This window comes from Mesorhizobium sp. M1399 (genome assembly GCF_040317735.1).
In the GTDB taxonomy this organism is placed as follows: Bacteria; Pseudomonadota; Alphaproteobacteria; order Rhizobiales; family Rhizobiaceae; genus Mesorhizobium.
Genome location: NZ_JAMYKZ010000022.1, coordinates 1 through 17,219, shown reverse-complemented (window position 1 = coordinate 17,219; position 17,219 = coordinate 1). Strand labels below are relative to the sequence as shown.

The window sequence follows — 17,219 nt, the reverse complement described above, 5'->3', positions numbered from 1 at the left end:
GTGGAAAATTCCCCGGCATTGGAGGCGAATCTTTGCGCTTGCGCTGCCTGTGCAGTTGCACAGGTAGAATATCAGCGATACGAGGATTTCGAAATGGTGAGAAGCGCAACCAACTGGCTTCTGGTCCTGACACCGAGCTTCCTGCGGGCGTTATCGAGATGAAACTCGGCCGTGCGCTGTGTGATCCCAAGGATGCAGCCCATCTCCCAGGCCGTCTTGCCACGTACTGCCCATTGCGCGCACTCGTATTCGCGCGCCGTCAAAGGCACACCATCGACGATCCGGTCAGCGGACAGTTTTCGTCGAGCGAACATGTGAAAACAGGTCGCAACGTATGGGAGATCGTCTTCATAGCGTTCCGCGACGCGGAAAAATGCAGGATCGCGCTCGTCAGCGGCAAAGGTCATCGCCGCAAAATGGCCGCGGTGATCGATAATCGGGATCGTCAAACCACAGCAAATGCCGAACTGCGCCGCTTCGTCAAAGACCCTCTGCTCGGCTTCTGATGGCTCAACCCCCAGTAGTGCGGAGCCCCATCGAAATGGGTATCCGCCGCAGCGGGCGCGCACTATGACGGGATCGACACTCTGATACTGGTGCTGAAGATAGCGCGCTGTCCAGGGCGCCGGATAGTTCGAGATCAGCGTGGGCTTGTCCCTAGAGCGCAGCGGCAGCGAGAGGTAGGCGAAGGCGAGCAGGTCGAATTGTGAGGCCACATCGGCGAGAGCGCTGCGGAAATCAACCTCATCGACGCTGTCCCAAAGCCGTTCCAGAAATCTTTCGAAGACAGGTTGCATATCTGTCCTTGTCAGCACCTTCCTTGGGTCTTCGGCAACTTGCTTGCAGGTGGCAGCAAGCCCAGGTGGACTTGCGACGCCTCAAAAATGCGCCCTGCCGGCGGGGAGGTGCACCGGCAGGGCTCGCCGCTCAAAGGCCGCGATCAAATGGGAGGACCGGGCAGCCGCGGCAAAAGAATGCTGGTGGGCGCCAGCAATTATACTGCGCCTTCGGCCTTTAGCCCGCGATAGGTCGTATCGACTGATTTCGCAGTCGCATCGACGATGATGTCGATCTCTTTTCGGGTAATGATCAGAGGTGGGGCATAGCCGAGAATATCGCCATGCGGCATAGCCCGGCCGATGACACCATTCTCAAACAGAGCAGCGGCGGCGCGCTGGCCGACCTGAAGTCCGGGTTCAAATGGTACTCGCGCTTTAGGATCCCGCATCAACTCCACGGCGGATAGAATGCCGACGCCGCGAACCTCGCCAACGATGGGATGTCCCTCCAGTTCGGCTTTCATGCGGGCATGCCAGTACGGTCCGACATCCCGAACATGTTCCAAGATGTTTCTTTCCTTTAGCAATTTAATATTGGCAAGCGCGGCCGCCGCGCAAAGCGTGTGACCAGAATATGTCCAGCCATGGCCGAGCGGGCCGTGCTTCTCCGTTCCTTGTTCCAAGACTGACCAGACGCGGTCGCCGACAATTGACCCGGAGATGGGGAGGTACGCGGAACTCAAGCCCTTGGCGATGGTTACGAAATCCGGACGCATGCCATAGAGGTGGGAACCGAATTTCTCACCGGTTCGCGCGAAGCCGCAGACCACTTCATCGGCGATAAGAAGGATATCGTACTTATCAAGCACCCCTTGAATTGCGGTCCAGTATCCCTTTGGGGGTGGAACGATGCCCCCGGTCCCAAGTACCGGCTCTCCGATAAAGGCTGCAACCGTCTCCGCGCCTTCAGCGAGGATGAGAGCTTCAAGTTCGTTGGCACAGCGCCTGGAGAACGCTTCCTCGCTTTCGCCATCATGCGCCTGGCGGTAATGGTGGGGCGTCGTCGTATGGCGCACCAAATTCAAAGGCAGGTCGAAGAAATCGTGAAAAAAGGGAAGCCCTGTCAGGCTTCCGGTGACCAGCCCGGACCCGTGATATCCGCGATTGCGCGAGATGATCTTCTTCTTTTCAGGGCGGCCGAGAAAGTTATTGTAGTACCAGACCAGCTTGATAATGGTTTCGTTGGCATCGGAACCGGAAAGGCCGAAATAGACCCTTCGCATGTTCTGGCCGAAGTATTCGACGACCGCCTCCGCCAAGAGGGCAACCGGCGCCGTGCCTTGGCTGGCATAGACATGCGCGAACGGCAGTTCATGTGCTTGCCTGGCAATGGCGTCGGCTATATCGGAGCAGCCATACCCCATATTGACGCAATAAAGCCCGCCGAAACCGTCAAGGCTCTTTCGGCCTTCCGTATCCCAGATGTAGACGCCTTCTGCGCCGGCCATAATCCGGTTTGGCGTTTCGCCGCGACTGTGCTTGGCCAAATGCGTGGACGGATGAAAGACGAAGCTTCGATCCTTCTCCCGGAGTTGTTCGGTTCCCAGATTGCTCAAGCGCATCGTCCCTCTTCTCGCGACCAGGCGGCGGAGAACACTCGGCCAGCCGCCTCTTTAGCGATCAACATACCGGCAAACACCTCTTGAATTTCACGGAAATTTACGTCTTTGGCCGACGAATTCGCGGAATCGGCATCAATCGCCGTGGAAACCAAGGCTGCGGGAGTTTACCGTTGTCGTAGTGCGGACAAGGGGATCGGTGAATTGGATTTCACTGGTTTTGTCACGACAAGGCTGTAGTATTGATCGATACCCAAGCCTGCCTGCAGCAGTCCCTCCATGAAATCCTGATACGCAGCCATAGAAGGAGTTGAAACGCGCATCAGATAATCGATGCGCCCTCCTATAGCCCAGCAGTCGAGGATTTCCGGCAGGTCTTTGATCGCAGCCTCGAAATGTCGTTGGTCCTCGAGACGGTGACGATCAAGAACCACCTCCACCATCACAAAAACAATACCCCCTACGAGGGCTGGACTTAATCGCGCGTAGAACCCCTCAATGATCCCTGCGGCTTGAAGCATACGAAGCCGCTCCGAACAGGCCGAAGCCGAAAGGTGAACACGTTTTGCGAGCTCGCTTTTCGAAATCCGACCGTCTGACTGAATCACTGAGAGAATCCGGACGTCCCAAGCGTCTAGTCGCATAGGGTCGGGCTTCGACTTCATGACCTTTGCTCCCAAGCCGCGGTCGACAGCGCAATCAGTGCCAACCAATTCTATCATTGATTCAAGTGATCGAATGTAGTGGACGGCCCATTCTCGGCCCGCAATGCGCCAGAGGGTTTGAACCATGGAAAGGCTGTAGAAGCATTGGCTATTCCCCGTCGACTAACGGAGGTGATGCAGCTGGAGAGGTATAGTCGCCTTTCGGCGGCGACCTCGCAAATGCCGCCCGTGTTGCCGCTAAGGCCCAGAGTCCGGCCCGGCCCGATGTCGCGACATTGAGCCTGGCCCGATAGCCCAGCCGGAAGACTCAAACGCCGATGGCGCGGGCGATGCCGTCGGCCGCCATGCGCTTACGCCACTCAAGGGGCCCGGAATTGTGAATGGAGTTTCCCTCAACATCGACAGCCATGATGACCGGCATGTCCTGCACCTCGAATTCATAGATCGCTTCCATGCCCAGATCTTCAAAGGCAACGATCCGCGCCGCCTTGATCGATTTTGAAATCAGGTACGCAGCGCCACCCACCGCGGTGAGATAGGGTGTCTTGTGTCTGACAATCGACACTATGGCCGCCGGTCCCCTCTCCGCCTTACCCAGCATCGCCAAGAGCCCGGTCTCGGCGAGGATCTTTTCAGCAAAAGCGTCCATCCGGCTGGCGGTTGTTGGGCCAGCCGGTCCGACGACCTCATCCCTCACCGCGCGGACTGGTCCGACGTAGTAGATCACGCGTCCCCGCAGATCGACCGGGAGCGGCTTGCCGGCATCGATCAGGTCGACCATTCGCTGGTGGGCGGCGTCACGGCCCGTCAACATCTTTCCGGACAAAAGAAGGGTTTCCCCGCAGCGCCACGATGCCGTCTGTTCCTTCGTGAGCGCATCGAGATTGACCCGACGGACGCCGGTTGCATGCAAGTCCTCATGACCGATCTGGGGCCATTCGGAAAGATCGGGCGGTTGGAGCTGTACCGGTCCTGTGCCATCCAAGGTAAACTTCAAGTGCCGGTTAGCGGCGCATTGCGGGATAAGTGCCACAGGCTTGGACGCCACATGTGTAGGATGGGTCGCAACTTTGACGTCAACCACTGTCGTCAGACCACCAAGGCCCTGGGCGCCAATGCCGAGCGCGTTAATTCGCTCATAAAGCTCGATCCGCAGTTCCTCCTCCGCGTTTGAAGCCCCCCTGGAAAGCAGTTCCGACATGTCAATCGGCTCGTTCATGGCCTCCTTGGCAAGCAGCATCGCCTTTTCAGCGCTACCCCCGATGCCGACCGAGATCAGGCCGGGTGGGCACCATCCGCTGCCAAGGGTGGAAACGGTGTCGACCACCCAGTCGGCAACGGACGCGCTGGGGTTCAGGGTGGTGAAACGCGCCTTGTTTTCCGACCCGCCGCCTTTTGCGGCGATCGTGATCTCCACCTGGTTGCCGAGCACGAGGTCGATGTGAACGACCGCCGGCGTGTTGTCACGGGTGTTAACTCGCGCGGCGAGTGGATCGGCAACGATAGATGCCCGGAGCGGGTTGTCCGGGTCGAGATATGCCCGATGGACGCCCTCATTCACCAGGTCAGCGAAACTGGCAGTTGATTTGATTCGCGCGTCCATGCCGACCTTGGCAAAGACAACTACGAGACCGGTGTCCTGGCAGATCGGACGCCGTCCGAAGGCCGCCATGCGGGAGTTCAGCAGAATTTGCCCGATGGCGTTCTTCGCCGCCGGGCTCTGTTCGCGAGTGTACGCCTGCGAAAGGTACCGGATATAGTCGGGAGGATGGTAATACGAGATGTACTGAAGGGCGTCTGCGACGCTCTTTGTGATATCCTCCCCGGCAACGGTCGATCTTGTCCTACTCACGAAATCTCATCCCAATGACTCGAACCCGTTGACCAGTTTCAGGCTTTGGAAGCTCCGAAAACCTTGCTCGCCGCCTTCGTATCCATAGCCGCTCTGTTTGACGCCCCCATATGGCGCATCTGCGGAAACGCCTTTCAGGTAATTTACACTCAGAGCGCCTGCCGAAAGACCGCCGATCAGCGCCCGCTTCGCATCGGCGGCGCCGGTGAAGAAGTAGGCGGCCAAGCCATACTCGGTGGCGTTGGCCTCTTCGATCGCCTCCTCGATCGTGTCGAATGGCGCTACGGTGAGGATCGGCCCGAACGGCTCGTCATGAAGCATTCTCGCATCCTTTGGCACCCTTGTCAGGATGGTTGGTGGCCAGTAAAAACCGGGCTGGTCGAGGCGGGTGCCCCCGGTTTCGATGCGGGCGCCGTGATCGACCGCATCCTTGACCAGACGCTGCATGGCTTCGATTCGTCGCGCGTTTGCCATTGGGCCCATCTCTGTCGCCGGGTCGTCCGGTGGGCCGATCTTGATCTTGCGGGCGGCTTCCGTCATCCGGGATAGGAATTCCTCATAGAGGGCCCGCGCGACGAGGATCCTGCTAGGCGCATTGCAGCTCTGGCCCGCGCACTCGAACTTGTATTCCGCAATTGCCGGTACGGCGTTTGCCAGGTCGGCATCCTCGCATACAACGACCGGGGAGTGCCCACCGAGTTCAAGAATGCACCGCTGCAAGTTATTCGCGGCAAGCTTGGCGAGCTGTTTTCCAACCTCGGTAGAGCCCGTGAAAGTTAGGACCTTCACGATCAGCGAGCTGAGGAGATGCCGGGATATTTGGACAGGCACGCCAAAGACGAGATTGATCACGCCGTTCGGGATGCCCGCTTGGCGCAAGGCTTCGACAAAATGGACAGCCGCGCTTGGTGTCTCTTCAGCCCCTTTGAGGATCACCGGGCAGCCGGCCGCCAAAGCAGGGGCGAGCTTGCGGGCGATGAGAACGGCGGGATAGTTCCAAGGCGTAAAGGCAGCAACGACGCCAAGGGGCTCGGGGACGATCATCCGGTTCGGGCCCATCGGAATAGGGGCCGACAGCTCTTCGGCGTGAGTGCCGTTCCACTCCAGCGTTTCGACAGCGCGCGCGTACTCGCCTGTTGCTTCGGCAATGGTTTTTCCTTGTTCGGCCGATAGGTCCCTGGCTGCCGCTTCAAGCTTCGCTGCCAGAATTTTGGCGGCTGCTACGAGAATCTCGCCACGATCTTTTGCAGGCCACGAGGACCAAGCCTTGCGGCTGCGCTCTGCCGAAGCGAGGGCCTCATCCAGATCCGGTATCGTCGCCGAGGCCACCGAGGCAAATGCCATCTCCGTCGCCGGATTGATTACCGGCAGAGTGGCTCCGCTACCACCGGCTCGCCATCTGCCATTGATGAAAAGCTGATAGCTCGTGGCGTTGGACATCCCATGCTCCGCTTGAGTACTTCTGCCAGTGCGAGACCAGCCGATCTCTCCGACCATCGGCTCACATCTGCAGTCTCATCGCGATCGTCACGCCCGGTCAAATATGGAATATCGACCAACACCATCTCGAATACAGATTGATACGGCTCAGGCAGTCGCGGAGGAGCAATAGCACCTGGAACTTGGTTTGAAGGATGTGCCTAAGCTCGGACCGGAGCCATGGCCGGCCACTGCTCGCTCTCGATTAATGTACTGGTGATTTTGGGGATCAGTTTGCGGACAGCAGACACAGCTGGAGTGCGCTCATCTTTCGGGTTGACGGCAAGGACAACGGATCGGGTAATTACGGGATCAATGATTTTCACCGTTCGGACCTGCCCTTGAGCGGCTTCTTTCTGAATGGCCGACGGGGTAAGGATAGAATACGCCTTTCCCTCCATGATCATATTGATGATCGTAGAAAGGGAGTCGACTTCGAATCTGACATCGAGCACACAACCGTGCTGCGCAACGACATCAGCCACTGAACGCCTGACATTGTTATTGCGCATCGGAACCGCCAGCGGAAACGCATGCAGGTCGGCGAGCGGTATCGAATTTTCGAAAGGCGGTTCACCCGGCGGCACCACCAGGCAAAACTCTTCGCGGGCCAGCACCGTCATTTGCCCCACGCTCTCGGCAGTGCGGTACAGGACCGCCAGATTGAAGCGGCCAGCAGCCATCCACTCCTCCAGAGGTCCCGTCATGCCCTCGATCATCTTAAGCGAGATCCTCGGCAATTCGCTTCTTACCGATTCAAGCAGGGGACCGCTAAGGACGCGAGCGGCTCCGGACGGAATGCCGATGGTCACCTCTCCGGAAGGAGCAGCCACCGTGTTGGTCAGTTCCGTCTCAGTGAGTTGAATTTCCTTAAGGATGCTCCGACCGCGCTCAAGCAATTTTGCACCGGAGGCCGTGACACTAACGCCGGTCCTGTCGCGTACCAGCAGCTGGGTGCCGAAACTTTCCTCCAGTTGACGCACATGCAGGCTTAGAGCACTTTGAGCAATGTGCAGGATCGCAGCTGCCCTCGTGAAGCTGCCTGCCTCGACTACGCCGACAAAGTATCTTAACTGCCTGATGTCCACGATGAACAAATCCAACCGGGGATGATCCCCAGTGCTTCATATCTATCTCGAAACGAGATGGTCGACAAGTAAAAAACTGTCGGTCCATGAATCGAAAACCAGCGCCTGTCCGGCTACTGATTAAAGGCAGGTCAGTTATTGTTGGCGAGAGCCAGTATCTCGTGGGCGCGCCGAACCACTGGCGGATCTATCATCTTACCATTCAATGAGAACGCAGAGAGTCCACGCGTGGCGGCATCGTTCTCCGCCGCGACGACACAACGGGCCCACTCGAGTTCCTGTGCGCTGGGCGAGAAAGCCTCATTGAATATGGCCACCTGTGTCGGATGGATCGCCAAAGCTCCGGCAAAGCCAAGGCGCCGCGCATGCGCCGCGGCTTCACGAAGTTTATGAGTGTCCGAAAACTCGCCGATGCTTCCTATGAAGCCTAGCGGAAGCAGCCCGGCCGCACGGGCGGCAAACAGAACGGAAAGGTTCGGCGTCAAAAGAAGGTCGAATTCCGGGGCGCCGCCAACAGCAGCACTGAAATCCTCAGGACCAAGTGCCATCGCGACCATCCTGGGATGCGCCGACGCAATGGCGGCGAGTCTTTGCAAGGCGCCCGGCGTCTCGATCTGGGCAAGGAACCGGATGCGCCCCAGCGGAAGATTTCTTTCTCGTTCAAGTTCCAAAACCGCATTCGCGATCTCTGACACCCACTCTGCCGATTTGGTTTTGGGAAGAACAAGTGCCTGAACACCCGCCATCACGGCTGCATCGAGATCGGCCGCCAAAGCGCGCAAACCACGATTCACGCGGACCAAAACAGATGCGCCCTTCCGGCCTACCTTTGCCACGCATTCAGCAAGCTCCCGCCGTGCCTCGCCCTTCTGATCCTGGGGAACCGAGTCTTCGAGGTCCAGTATAATGCCATCTGCCCCGCGCTCATGAGCCGCCTCCACAAAGCGCGGAACGTGAGCGGGAACGAAGAGCAGGGATCGCCAGCGGGGTACAGACATCGGGCTTTCAATGGCCGGAACGGTGTCGTTGATCATGGAGCTGCCTCTCGGTCGATTTCAATGAGGGCGGTGGCAGTGAGCTTTCTGGGCGGCCGGCGCGCTGAGATGATGCGAGGTACAGAGGCACTTGGAATCGCGAGCGCACTCACCTTATCGAGAGGCGCGCTCACGCCGACGCAGCTCGTTCGCGCAAAAGCCCCCGAACCTCCTCGCGAACAGCCTCGGTATGAGCGCCAAGAGCCGGAACTGGTCGCAGCGAGGGGTGCTCAGAGTTGAAGATCGCCGCCGGCGCTATCGTGTCTACAACTCCTTCAGGTGTGCCAACCTCAACCCGCCGGACGTGCGGATGGTTTGAAACATCCGCCACCTCGTTTAGTCGGCCGTAAGCTAAGCCGGCGGCCTCGAGCTCCCGCATCGCTTCACGGCAGGACAGTTCACAAAAGCGCCTTTCAATGATCTCATCAAGTTGCGCACGGTGAGCGAGGCGCTCCATATTATCAGCAAAACCAGCGGCGCGTGTGAGCTCCGGCTGCTTCAGGAATTTCTCGCAGAAATTTACCCATTCGCGGTCATTTTGAACCGAAAAGATGACCTCTTTGCCGTCAGCACAGCGATAGGCGCCATACGGTGCCAGCGATGGGTGTTTCACGCCGGCCCGTGCCGTACGATAGTCACTATAGTCGTTTTGCAGAACCGGAACATTCATCCAGTCGGCGATGGCATCGAACAATGACACCTTGATGCTGGTTCCTACGCCGGTGACCTCGCGATGATAAAGCGCCTGAAGAATGGCGCTATGCGCTGTCATGCCCGCCGAGATGTCGCAAACCGAGACCCCTACACGCGCTGGCCCTCCTTGGTTGCCCGTGATAGCGCATAGACCTGTTTCGGCCTGGACGATGAGATCATAAGCCTTCAAGTGGGCATAGGGCCCTTTCTCCCCGAAACCGGAGATGTCGCAGGTGATCAGCCGCGGGTGTCGGCGACGCAGATCAGCCGACCCGAAACCCAATTTTTCGATACTGCCCGGCTTGAGATTCTGGATAAAGACGTCAGCATCGGCAATGAGCGTGTCGAGGACCTCACGGTCCGCCTCCAACCTCAAGTCTAGACACACTGACTCCTTGCCCCGGTTGAGCCAGACGAAGTAAGCGCTCTGCCCCCGAACCAACTTGTCGTAGCTTCGGGCAAAGTCCCCTTCCGGCCGTTCAATCTTGATCACTCGGGCGCCGGCATCCGCAAGGCGAGACGATGCATAAGGCGCGGCCACGGCCTGCTCCACCGCAACGACGATGATCCCCTCAAGGCTATTCTGCATTGCTGACACACCGCCCTTTTCACCCAACATTTTTAGTTGCTCGACGGTTCAGGATTGCGAGCAACCGGTTCTGTTCGTTCCCGACGATGGAGAATGCCTCGTCGACTCCCATTCCGGGCTTTGCAAGCATCATGTCGGCCTGGGTCGCTACCGAAATGTGGACTGAAGCATGGGCGGAGAGATCCGTCTCAGTACAGCTCCCCCCGACATACGCTCCGATCTTGTTTTCCTTGCAGAGGAGAACGGCCCGCGCTGTATCGGCGATCGAGCCGACGTCGGGCGTTTTGATCTGAACCAGATGCGCGGCCTTGGCTTCGGCGAATAGCCGAATATCCTCAAGCGTATTGCATCTCTCATCCACGACGATACGTGCGCTGGAACCCCGATTATCCAAAATCGATACGATTTTGGCGTAATTCTCAATTTGAGCTCGTGTGGAACCAAAGTCCGCTGGCGACTCGACATTGAGCGTGAAACCCGGAACACTCTCGGCAACCCTGCAGATAAAGTCAGCGATGCGTTGCGGCTCCAGGCCGATTTCCTGGCCGATCCAGCCATACAAATCGAAATGCAGCACCGGATGATACCCTGGGCGGCCGATTTCGCGCGTACGCGTTGCAACCCACTTCACGAATTCCATGAAGGTCAGACCGTCGACGCCGAATTTCTGGCGTGAGTTGATCAGGCCGTGGGGAAGAATATCCACCGACCTCAGAATCATCTTATCGACATTTATTTCCCGAGCATCGCCGCTTTGGCAATAAATCGGGACCCTGCGCGTCGGCAACGGTAAGTCAAATTCGGCGCATACGACCTCTGCCATGGTGGCACGTTGGAGGCAGGCCGCGGCTCGAAGCAACGCTTGGCTGACTCCGTACTCAAGCGCGAGGGGTAGCCGCTCGTTTTCGAATGGCTCGAAAGCCTTCGCGCAGGCATCAAGGTAGCGAGACGCATCGGCATCGAGAAGCCGCGGTACCATGACCCGTGCCGCCAGATCCGCGATTTGTTTGATGTCAAACAGCGGATCGCGTCCCCCGGCTCCAGAATATTGAACACTCATCATGTCGCCCCAAACGACGGTGTCGTCGATAAGGACAAGTCCGATACTGAGCGAAGACGCCGGTACGCGGATAGAGGTGAAACCGGGCGTTAGGGGTTCGCCGAGATAGATTAAGCCGTCCTGCGAGGCGCCTGCCCTGATAGCAGCCTGGTCGTCATAGAAAAATGCACCGCTGCCAGGCGCGAGGAGCACGTCTTTGATCTGCACTTCAGTTCGCTCGATTTCTAACGGGAATGCGTTGACGGTGGATGTAGTCGGCTGTCCCGAAGCATGCGCCATCTAAGCTAGAGTTCGCCAATATAATGTCCCGGACCCCGCCATCGTTTTTTCAGATGGACGCCTGCGGGGTTTGCTGGGTTAGTGGGGTTGCGATGACGGTCGACCTGATCTTCGCATCACTAAACGCGCCCGCTTCACGTCAAAGCCGCCAATCATTTCGCCACCTGCCTTGGTTCATTACCTGCCCGAGGTAGCTGGGGACAAGCCAGCCAAACAGCCCTTCAAGCGCTATCCAATCGGCTATTTCCACATCGATATCGCCGAGGTCCGAACCGAGGAGGGCAAGCTCTACCTATTCGTGGCAGTGGACCGGACCTCGAAGTTCGCTTTCGCTCGGCTGATGCAGAAGGCGACCACAGTCACTGCCAGGGCTTTCCTCGACGAATTGGTCGAAGCCGTCTCCTGCAAAATCCACACCGTGCTCACCGACAACGTCCTAAGCGCGGAAGGAAATGGAGCCTGCAGTCAAGGTCTCTCTGTTCGTCAGCATGCTCTTGCTGTGTGACGTTGGTCAAGTCATCGAACCAGGCGGCTTCCACCGGCAAGGGAAAAGGTCTCGTCCATAGCAAACAAAGGGTACGCACGAAGGCGGCCCTCACCGTCCTCAACACGAGCTTCTGATCCAGGCGGAAGACCCGAACATTATCTACAGGGTCATCGAAGCGATGCCCTCACGGCCCTAGCTGACGGAGGTTCTTCCACCTGGCACCCGCCCCCTCAACGAAGGGCGGGTGGTCGGAACCACCTTTGACGACGGCGTGCACGACACGCGCCATCTTGGCGGTAATAGCGCTCATTGCCTTGCGGCGCAGATCGGAATTGTCGCGATCCCTCGCGATGTAGCGTTCGAACTTATGACGGAAGCCGTTCTCCCGCTGGCGGATGGCGACTTGTCCGGCGATCCACAGGGTGCGGCGCAGCCGAGCGTTGCCGAATTTGGAAAGGCGGGTCTGGCCTCGATATTGGCCTGACTGCTGTGTCGAGAGATCCAGTCCGCAGTCCGCAATCGTTTGGCCGTCCACGCCAGCCGCACCTTCGTTGGCTCTAACTCTTTTGGAGGCTTCCCACACCTCCCGTTTCGGAATGTCATATGGCTTCGCTCAATCCATGAGGTTCCTCCCGTTGCCGGTTGACCTCCGTCCAGAGCTGGACAACGCAACCCCTTCGCTCCAGCCCCGTTACGGCGCCTTCGTCACTACTACGGGTTGCTCCGGCCTGTGCCCCGCATCGGTACTCTCACCCTCGTAGGGGCCGCCTACTTGGATTTCTCCCGCAGCGGGCGACAGGTTCCCACGTTCCACACAAGAGCCTGCCCCCAGAGTCACGCCGCCTTTATGCCGGATGCCGTCTGGGCAGCAATCAGGCCGTTCCCCAAACTGATCCCGGGATAACGACTTCCCCCCGGTTTCGACATCATCCATACGCTTTCGACATTTCATCAGCGGTTCGCTTTGGCTCGTCTCACTGAGCCTTACCTGACAGGATCAAGTCCCGCCTTTCCGCAACGCTCACTACCACGGCTCTTTACCCTCGCAGCTTGCGGTGGTTTGGAGCCTGCCCCTGACGGCCGGCTCCGAGGGACCTACCCTCATCTCTCGTGCAGTTCCGCACCTCCATTGCTGTCGATGCGTTCGTGGCACACAGTCGTCCGCGTAGCGGCAAAAGCGGAGACCCCGCCGGGCGAGAACGGACCACCTTGCGGGGTTCCTCGTCCATCGGACGGACCAAGCCGTCCTACATCACCCCCGCATTGAGGAATGCTAGGATGAGTTTGAGCACACGCCTATCGGACACTCTTGCGGCGACGTACGCCATCAGGCCGTCGTGATTAACCCGGTCGAAAAATTTTTCCAGGTCAATGTCAACGACGTAGCTGTATCCTTGGCAATGTAGCATTGCGCTTGGGCTACCGCTTGATAAGCAAAGCGTCCCGGGCGGAAGCCGTAACTGTGCTCGGAGAACGTGGGGTCCCACTGCTCCTGTAGAACCTGCAGCAGGGCTTGCTAGATCACTGTCGACGACGCAAGGACGGTCGAAAGCAGGCAATCCCAGACTGCGCACGACTTTAATCCAGCTGGCCTGGCTGTGGTTGCGGCATCAGCCTATGCGGCATTGAGCCAATGGTTACAAGGGGCGGGTTGAACATAATGGCAAAAAATGCAATGGCGCAAATCCTCGTGAACTCGCGAATGGCAGCGTTCGGTCGACGACCGATCTGTCAGGACACTGGCTTGTGGTGATCTTTGCCAAGATCGGTATGTGGGCCTTCCGCACCGGTGCGGAAGTCGACGGGCCGGGTGGCGACCATCACCGTTACCGGATCCGTCGGTCACGGAGACGCTACGATGCAGAAAGCAGCATTGGACAGGGCCTTATTGGTCAGCTGTGACAGTAGTCGGATCACGCTGACAGGTCATCGCCTCGAGCATAATCCCGCGACTTGTAATATGGTCGTAAATAGGCAATCCCGTCAAGCGGCGCAGCTTCGGTGCGAATTTTGGGAACTCTGTGCATTCAAAGATGAATGCGCCGATGTGCGGTTGAGCTGCGAGAAGTCGCTGCACGGCGTCCGTGAGATGACGCTCGGTGTCAGAGTCAGGGATGGGCGCCATTCCTGTTGGACGCTTCAGTTCGCTCTCCACAAGGATGCTGGCTGAGATACCGTCGACTGCGACTCTCGCGCGTTCCTCAGGATCGCGAATGGTCCCTAAGAGATCGGTCCCGACGTACTTCTCGTTAGCGACCACGACGCCGAGTTTAGCCTCGGGGGGCAGGTGCCGGATCACCGTTGGGGCTAAGAGGAGGCTCCCCGCGGCCACGGGCACCTTCACCGCCGCAGCGACTGCCTCCTGATATCGGACGGTATAGCCACAGGCCGAGCTGATCGCGATGGCACCGCGATCAACGAGGCGACGCGCTGCGTCGGCGTAGGCTCTATAAAGTCCCGGCTCGTCGTCCAAGACCGCCTGATACCAGGCGCCAGGGACATACTCATAGATGACGGGCCGCCCATCTAATGTTTGGGGCCGAGGAAAGTCTATGTGGCCGTTCCAAAGGCAGAGGATTCCGATTGTGCCCGCAGTATCCTGCTGGTGTGAGTGATCTTGCATGGATTACCAATTCTACTGTTGCGCACGCCGCTGTTGCGCACGCCGCCTTATACTCATTTTTCGCGATCAGCGGCGCGCCGTTCTTCGATCGCATAAGACTTCATTCACAATCTCGCGGCCGTCAAATATAATTTATGCATCGAGAGCATCTGGTTTTGAGATAATCGGAAAGGTAAGATCAGCCACGCAGCGCGGCTTCTAAGCATGCTCAAGTAAAATGCTTGAGTGCGGGTTTCACAAAGTCCGGGACAAGGAATTCAGTAAGTTCGGGACATCGATTTCAGAAAGTCGCGGACAAGCATTTCAGAAAGTCGCGGACAATCTGACGGCAGATTTCTAGATCGATTTTCGTCAGCGCCGATCTGGCATTTTGACCTCGTATTCTAAGCGAGGACATCGATGCCAAGGCGGAAGCAAGCGAGACACACGAGCGTGAAGAACATACGATCGATACTGCGGCTGACGTTCGAGCAGGAGCTCCCTGTGCGAGCGGTTTCGGAACGTCTGAAGATCAGCAAGACATCGGTTTTGACCTATTTTCTAGGAGCCCGGGAAGCCGGACTTGCAGTTTGGCCGCTTCCACCCGGATTGGACGATGACGAAGTTTTAGAGCGTATTCCGCCGTATGGGACGGCCGCCACGCGACATCGACGAGCCGAGCTGGCCCAAGATTGCAAGCGAGCTAAAGCGCAAGGGTGTGACGCTGAACCTGCTGTGGCAGGAATACCGTGAGAGCCATCCAAACGGCTACGGCTACACTTGGTTTTGCTGCCGTTTTGCCGAATTCGAGAGCCGCTCAAAGCCCACCTATCGCAACCGCCATTTGGCCGGCTTCGCAATGGAATGCGACTATGCCGGACAAACGATCCCCATCATCAATCCGTAGACGGGCGAAATCCGCGCGGCGCAGATTTACGTTGCAGTGCTGAGCGCGTCGCTTTTGCCGTTCTCTTATCCGAGCTTCAGCCACAAGCTGCCGGATTGGATCGAGGCAAACCAGCGGGCCTTCAGCTACTTCGGCGGCGTGACCAAACGACGATCTGCGACAATCTCAAATTCGCCGTCGCCAAAGCTCTGTGGTTCGAGCCGACATTAAATGCGACCTTTGCCGCCTTCGCCGAGCACTACGATACGACAATCCTGCCGGCACGGCCGCGGCGCCCGCGCGATAAGGCAATCGCAGAGGGTTCGGTTTTAATCGTTGAGAGGTGGGTGCTGGCGCGGCTGAGAAACGAACGCTTCTTCAGCCTTGCTGATCTCAATGCCCGGATCAGCGTCTTGCTGGAGGACCTCAACAGCCGAACGATGCGCCGCTATGGCAAATCTCGGCGCGCGTTGTTTGATGAGGTCGAGCGCTCGCAACTCAAACAATTGCCGGCGACACCGTTTGAATATGCGGAATGGAAATCGGCCAAAGTCCATCCCGACTACCATGTCGAAATCGAAGAATCCTTCTGTTCCGTGCCGCACAGCGAGAAGTTCACTTGCCGGCGATTGCGAGAAGATCAGCCAGCCGCCGGCGCCTTTCCACGCCACGCCACGGCAGAGAATGCGACAAGGTTCATCTCGTTTCCGCCAACCGATCCGCCCGTCGAGGCCGGCGCGCTGACCGGTCATCTGGTCGAAGCCTGCTAACCGGCGAAGGTCATCTCCTCTAGAGGGAAGGTCCCAAGCAGATCGAGCTGCCGTCGCTGAAGCGGGATTGGCGGAATCTGTGGAGGTTGTGCCCTGTCTCGTTTCCTTGGACGAGGTCGGCCACCACACGGCCCATGCCGGGTCCGATGCCGAAGCCGTGGCCACTCATCCCGGTCGCGATAACGAGACCTGGGATCGCAGCGGCGCGATCGACGATAGGCACGACATCCGACATAGCATCGATCATGCCCGCCAACTCGCCTTGAGCGGCACTGTCTTGAACTGCGGGAAAAGCTCCCTGAACCCGCGGTCGATGGCGCCGAGTGCAGAGGCTTCGGGAGCGGGATTGAGAATGCGCATCCGTTCGAACGGACTTTCCTTGTCCGCGTCCCATTTGCACGGGGTCGACCAGCCGTCCGGGTACCCTCGCCGCGCGGCTGGCAGGTAGCCTGTGTCGAAGGGATTCGCCATCAGGGCACTGACATAATTGCCCGCATGGCGAAATGCGTCCGGCCCGACATAGAGTTGGTGGCTGCCCTCCGATGCGAGCGTATATCCGCCATCCTGCCTCCGTCGGAAAGCGATGTGTCCGTCGGTGGCGGCGCCCGCGTGAATTTCGGGCATCGGTTCCGTTGCGGCGACGGTCGCCCGGACGCTCAACTGCGGGATCGAGATGCCATGCGCGCAGGAAGAGCGACGTCCACGCGCCACTGGCGACGACGACGTTCGAGCTTGAAATCCGGCCCATCCGTCCAGACGCCACTGATGCGCCCCGCGGAGATGTCGAAAGTACGTGCCGCGCAATTCTCGATGATCGTGACGCCTTGCCGGGCGGCCAGGCGAGCAAGCGCAGGCACGGCGACCCAAGGCTCCGCGCGCATGTCTGATGGGGTTGTCTAATCGCCGCTGGGACGTCAAGCATGTAATTGCGTTGAGACGACGCTGCCGGGTGCATGGTTGTCTTCGCGGTCGACATCAGTCGCCGCATGATGGAGCTCCGCGGACGAGCCTTCAATGTGGACGACGCACTTTGCTGAGACAGCGGTGCAACCCCATCAGCGGAATGGCTCGGCTCACGTCCCGGCAGGGACGTCTCAGGCGCTCAGATCCTGAACGCTATTCGCAAGATTTCATGCTGTGGCGCCTGCATTTCGATCAAAGAACTCACCGGTCTTGAGCATCGAATGCATTATCACCGCCAGTTTGCGCGCCACAGCGCCGGCAGCTCGTTTGAAGCCAACCCTCTCCCGGAGCTTGAGGCCCCACGTGCGCAGGCTGCTGTCGATCGAGCTGCGTGTCAGGATGACCGCCGCAGCCTCATAGAGAAGTCCCCGCAA

At 58.6% G+C, this 17,219-nt stretch carries 11 protein-coding genes and 6 pseudogenes; 4 read left to right on the top strand and 13 right to left on the bottom strand.

Annotated elements, in window-relative coordinates:
* Positions 1–71 precede the first annotated feature (71 nt).
* The 9 genes from NKH05_RS28275 to NKH05_RS28235 form a co-directional block, all read right to left on the bottom strand.
* Entirely contained in the window at positions 72–797 is a 726-nt protein-coding gene (locus NKH05_RS28275; protein WP_353026633.1) for a LuxR family transcriptional regulator, read from the bottom strand.
* 197 nt (positions 798–994) lie between these two features.
* A complete protein-coding gene (locus NKH05_RS28270) occupies positions 995–2,401 on the bottom strand; it encodes an aminotransferase (protein WP_353026632.1) in 1,407 nt (468 codons plus the stop codon).
* 164 nt (positions 2,402–2,565) lie between these two features.
* Complete coding sequence (locus tag NKH05_RS28265) at positions 2,566–3,042, bottom strand: Lrp/AsnC family transcriptional regulator (protein WP_353026685.1); 477 nt, start codon at positions 3,040–3,042, stop codon at positions 2,566–2,568.
* A gap of 328 nt (positions 3,043–3,370) precedes the next feature.
* Complete coding sequence (locus NKH05_RS28260) at positions 3,371–4,915, bottom strand: fumarate hydratase (protein ID WP_353026630.1); 1,545 nt, start codon at positions 4,913–4,915, stop codon at positions 3,371–3,373.
* A 6-nt stretch (positions 4,916–4,921) separates the two neighbouring features.
* Positions 4,922–6,355, bottom strand: coding sequence for an aldehyde dehydrogenase family protein (locus NKH05_RS28255; RefSeq protein ID WP_353026628.1), 1,434 nt, complete (start codon positions 6,353–6,355; stop codon positions 4,922–4,924).
* A 200-nt stretch (positions 6,356–6,555) separates the two neighbouring features.
* A complete protein-coding gene (locus NKH05_RS28250; RefSeq protein WP_353026684.1) occupies positions 6,556–7,482 on the bottom strand; it encodes a LysR family transcriptional regulator in 927 nt (308 codons plus the stop codon).
* Between the two features lie 131 nt (positions 7,483–7,613).
* A complete protein-coding gene (locus NKH05_RS28245) occupies positions 7,614–8,516 on the bottom strand; it encodes an HpcH/HpaI aldolase/citrate lyase family protein (protein WP_353026626.1) in 903 nt (300 codons plus the stop codon).
* A 130-nt stretch (positions 8,517–8,646) separates the two neighbouring features.
* On the bottom strand, positions 8,647–9,798 hold the full coding sequence (locus NKH05_RS28240) for a CaiB/BaiF CoA transferase family protein (RefSeq protein WP_353026682.1): 1,152 nt from the start codon (positions 9,796–9,798) through the stop codon (positions 8,647–8,649).
* 19 nt (positions 9,799–9,817) lie between these two features.
* Positions 9,818–11,065, bottom strand: a complete 1,248-nt coding sequence (locus tag NKH05_RS28235; RefSeq protein WP_353026681.1) for a methylaspartate ammonia-lyase — start codon at positions 11,063–11,065, stop codon at positions 9,818–9,820.
* Positions 11,066–11,318: 253 nt separating this feature from the next.
* On the opposite strand from NKH05_RS28235, the pseudogene NKH05_RS28230 reads away from it, so the two are divergent.
* Positions 11,319–11,570: pseudogene (locus NKH05_RS28230) on the top strand (DDE-type integrase/transposase/recombinase); the annotation flags it as partial.
* A 221-nt stretch (positions 11,571–11,791) separates the two neighbouring features.
* Here the strand turns inward: NKH05_RS28230 and NKH05_RS28225 are convergent.
* A pseudogene (locus NKH05_RS28225) lies at positions 11,792–12,150 on the bottom strand (transposase); the annotation flags it as partial.
* Positions 12,151–13,160: 1,010 nt separating this feature from the next.
* Between NKH05_RS28225 and NKH05_RS28220 the strand changes: the two are divergent.
* Positions 13,161–13,241, top strand: a pseudogene (locus NKH05_RS28220) (transposase); the annotation flags it as partial.
* A gap of 46 nt (positions 13,242–13,287) precedes the next feature.
* A pseudogene (locus tag NKH05_RS28215) lies at positions 13,288–13,397 on the top strand (fumarate hydratase); the annotation flags it as partial.
* A 112-nt stretch (positions 13,398–13,509) separates the two neighbouring features.
* Here NKH05_RS28215 and NKH05_RS28210 read toward each other — a convergent pair.
* A complete protein-coding gene (locus NKH05_RS28210; protein WP_353026623.1) occupies positions 13,510–14,097 on the bottom strand; it encodes an aspartate/glutamate racemase family protein in 588 nt (195 codons plus the stop codon).
* A gap of 549 nt (positions 14,098–14,646) precedes the next feature.
* On the opposite strand from NKH05_RS28210, the pseudogene istA reads away from it, so the two are divergent.
* A pseudogene (gene istA / locus NKH05_RS28205) lies at positions 14,647–15,717 on the top strand (IS21 family transposase); the annotation flags it as partial.
* Positions 15,718–15,901: 184 nt separating this feature from the next.
* Here the strand turns inward: istA and NKH05_RS28200 are convergent.
* Entirely contained in the window at positions 15,902–16,630 is a 729-nt protein-coding gene (locus tag NKH05_RS28200; protein ID WP_353026621.1) for an FAD-dependent oxidoreductase, read from the bottom strand.
* Between the two features lie 382 nt (positions 16,631–17,012).
* Positions 17,013–17,219: pseudogene (locus NKH05_RS28195) on the bottom strand (IS110 family transposase); the annotation flags it as partial.

Excerpts from the sequence above, each read along its gene's own strand:
- NKH05_RS28275 (WP_353026633.1), bottom strand. The coding sequence starts at position 797 with ATGCAACCTGTCTTCGAAAGATTTCTGGAACGGCTTTGGGACAGCGTC.
- NKH05_RS28270 (WP_353026632.1), bottom strand. The coding sequence starts at position 2,401 with ATGCGCTTGAGCAATCTGGGAACCGAACAACTCCGGGAGAAGGATCGA.
- NKH05_RS28265 (WP_353026685.1), bottom strand. The coding sequence starts at position 3,042 with ATGCGACTAGACGCTTGGGACGTCCGGATTCTCTCAGTGATTCAGTCA.
- NKH05_RS28255 (WP_353026628.1), bottom strand. The coding sequence starts at position 6,355 with ATGTCCAACGCCACGAGCTATCAGCTTTTCATCAATGGCAGATGGCGA.
- NKH05_RS28245 (WP_353026626.1), bottom strand. The coding sequence starts at position 8,516 with ATGATCAACGACACCGTTCCGGCCATTGAAAGCCCGATGTCTGTACCC.
- NKH05_RS28240 (WP_353026682.1), bottom strand. The coding sequence starts at position 9,798 with ATGCAGAATAGCCTTGAGGGGATCATCGTCGTTGCGGTGGAGCAGGCC.
- NKH05_RS28200 (WP_353026621.1), bottom strand. The coding sequence starts at position 16,630 with ATGGGCCGGATTTCAAGCTCGAACGTCGTCGTCGCCAGTGGCGCGTGG.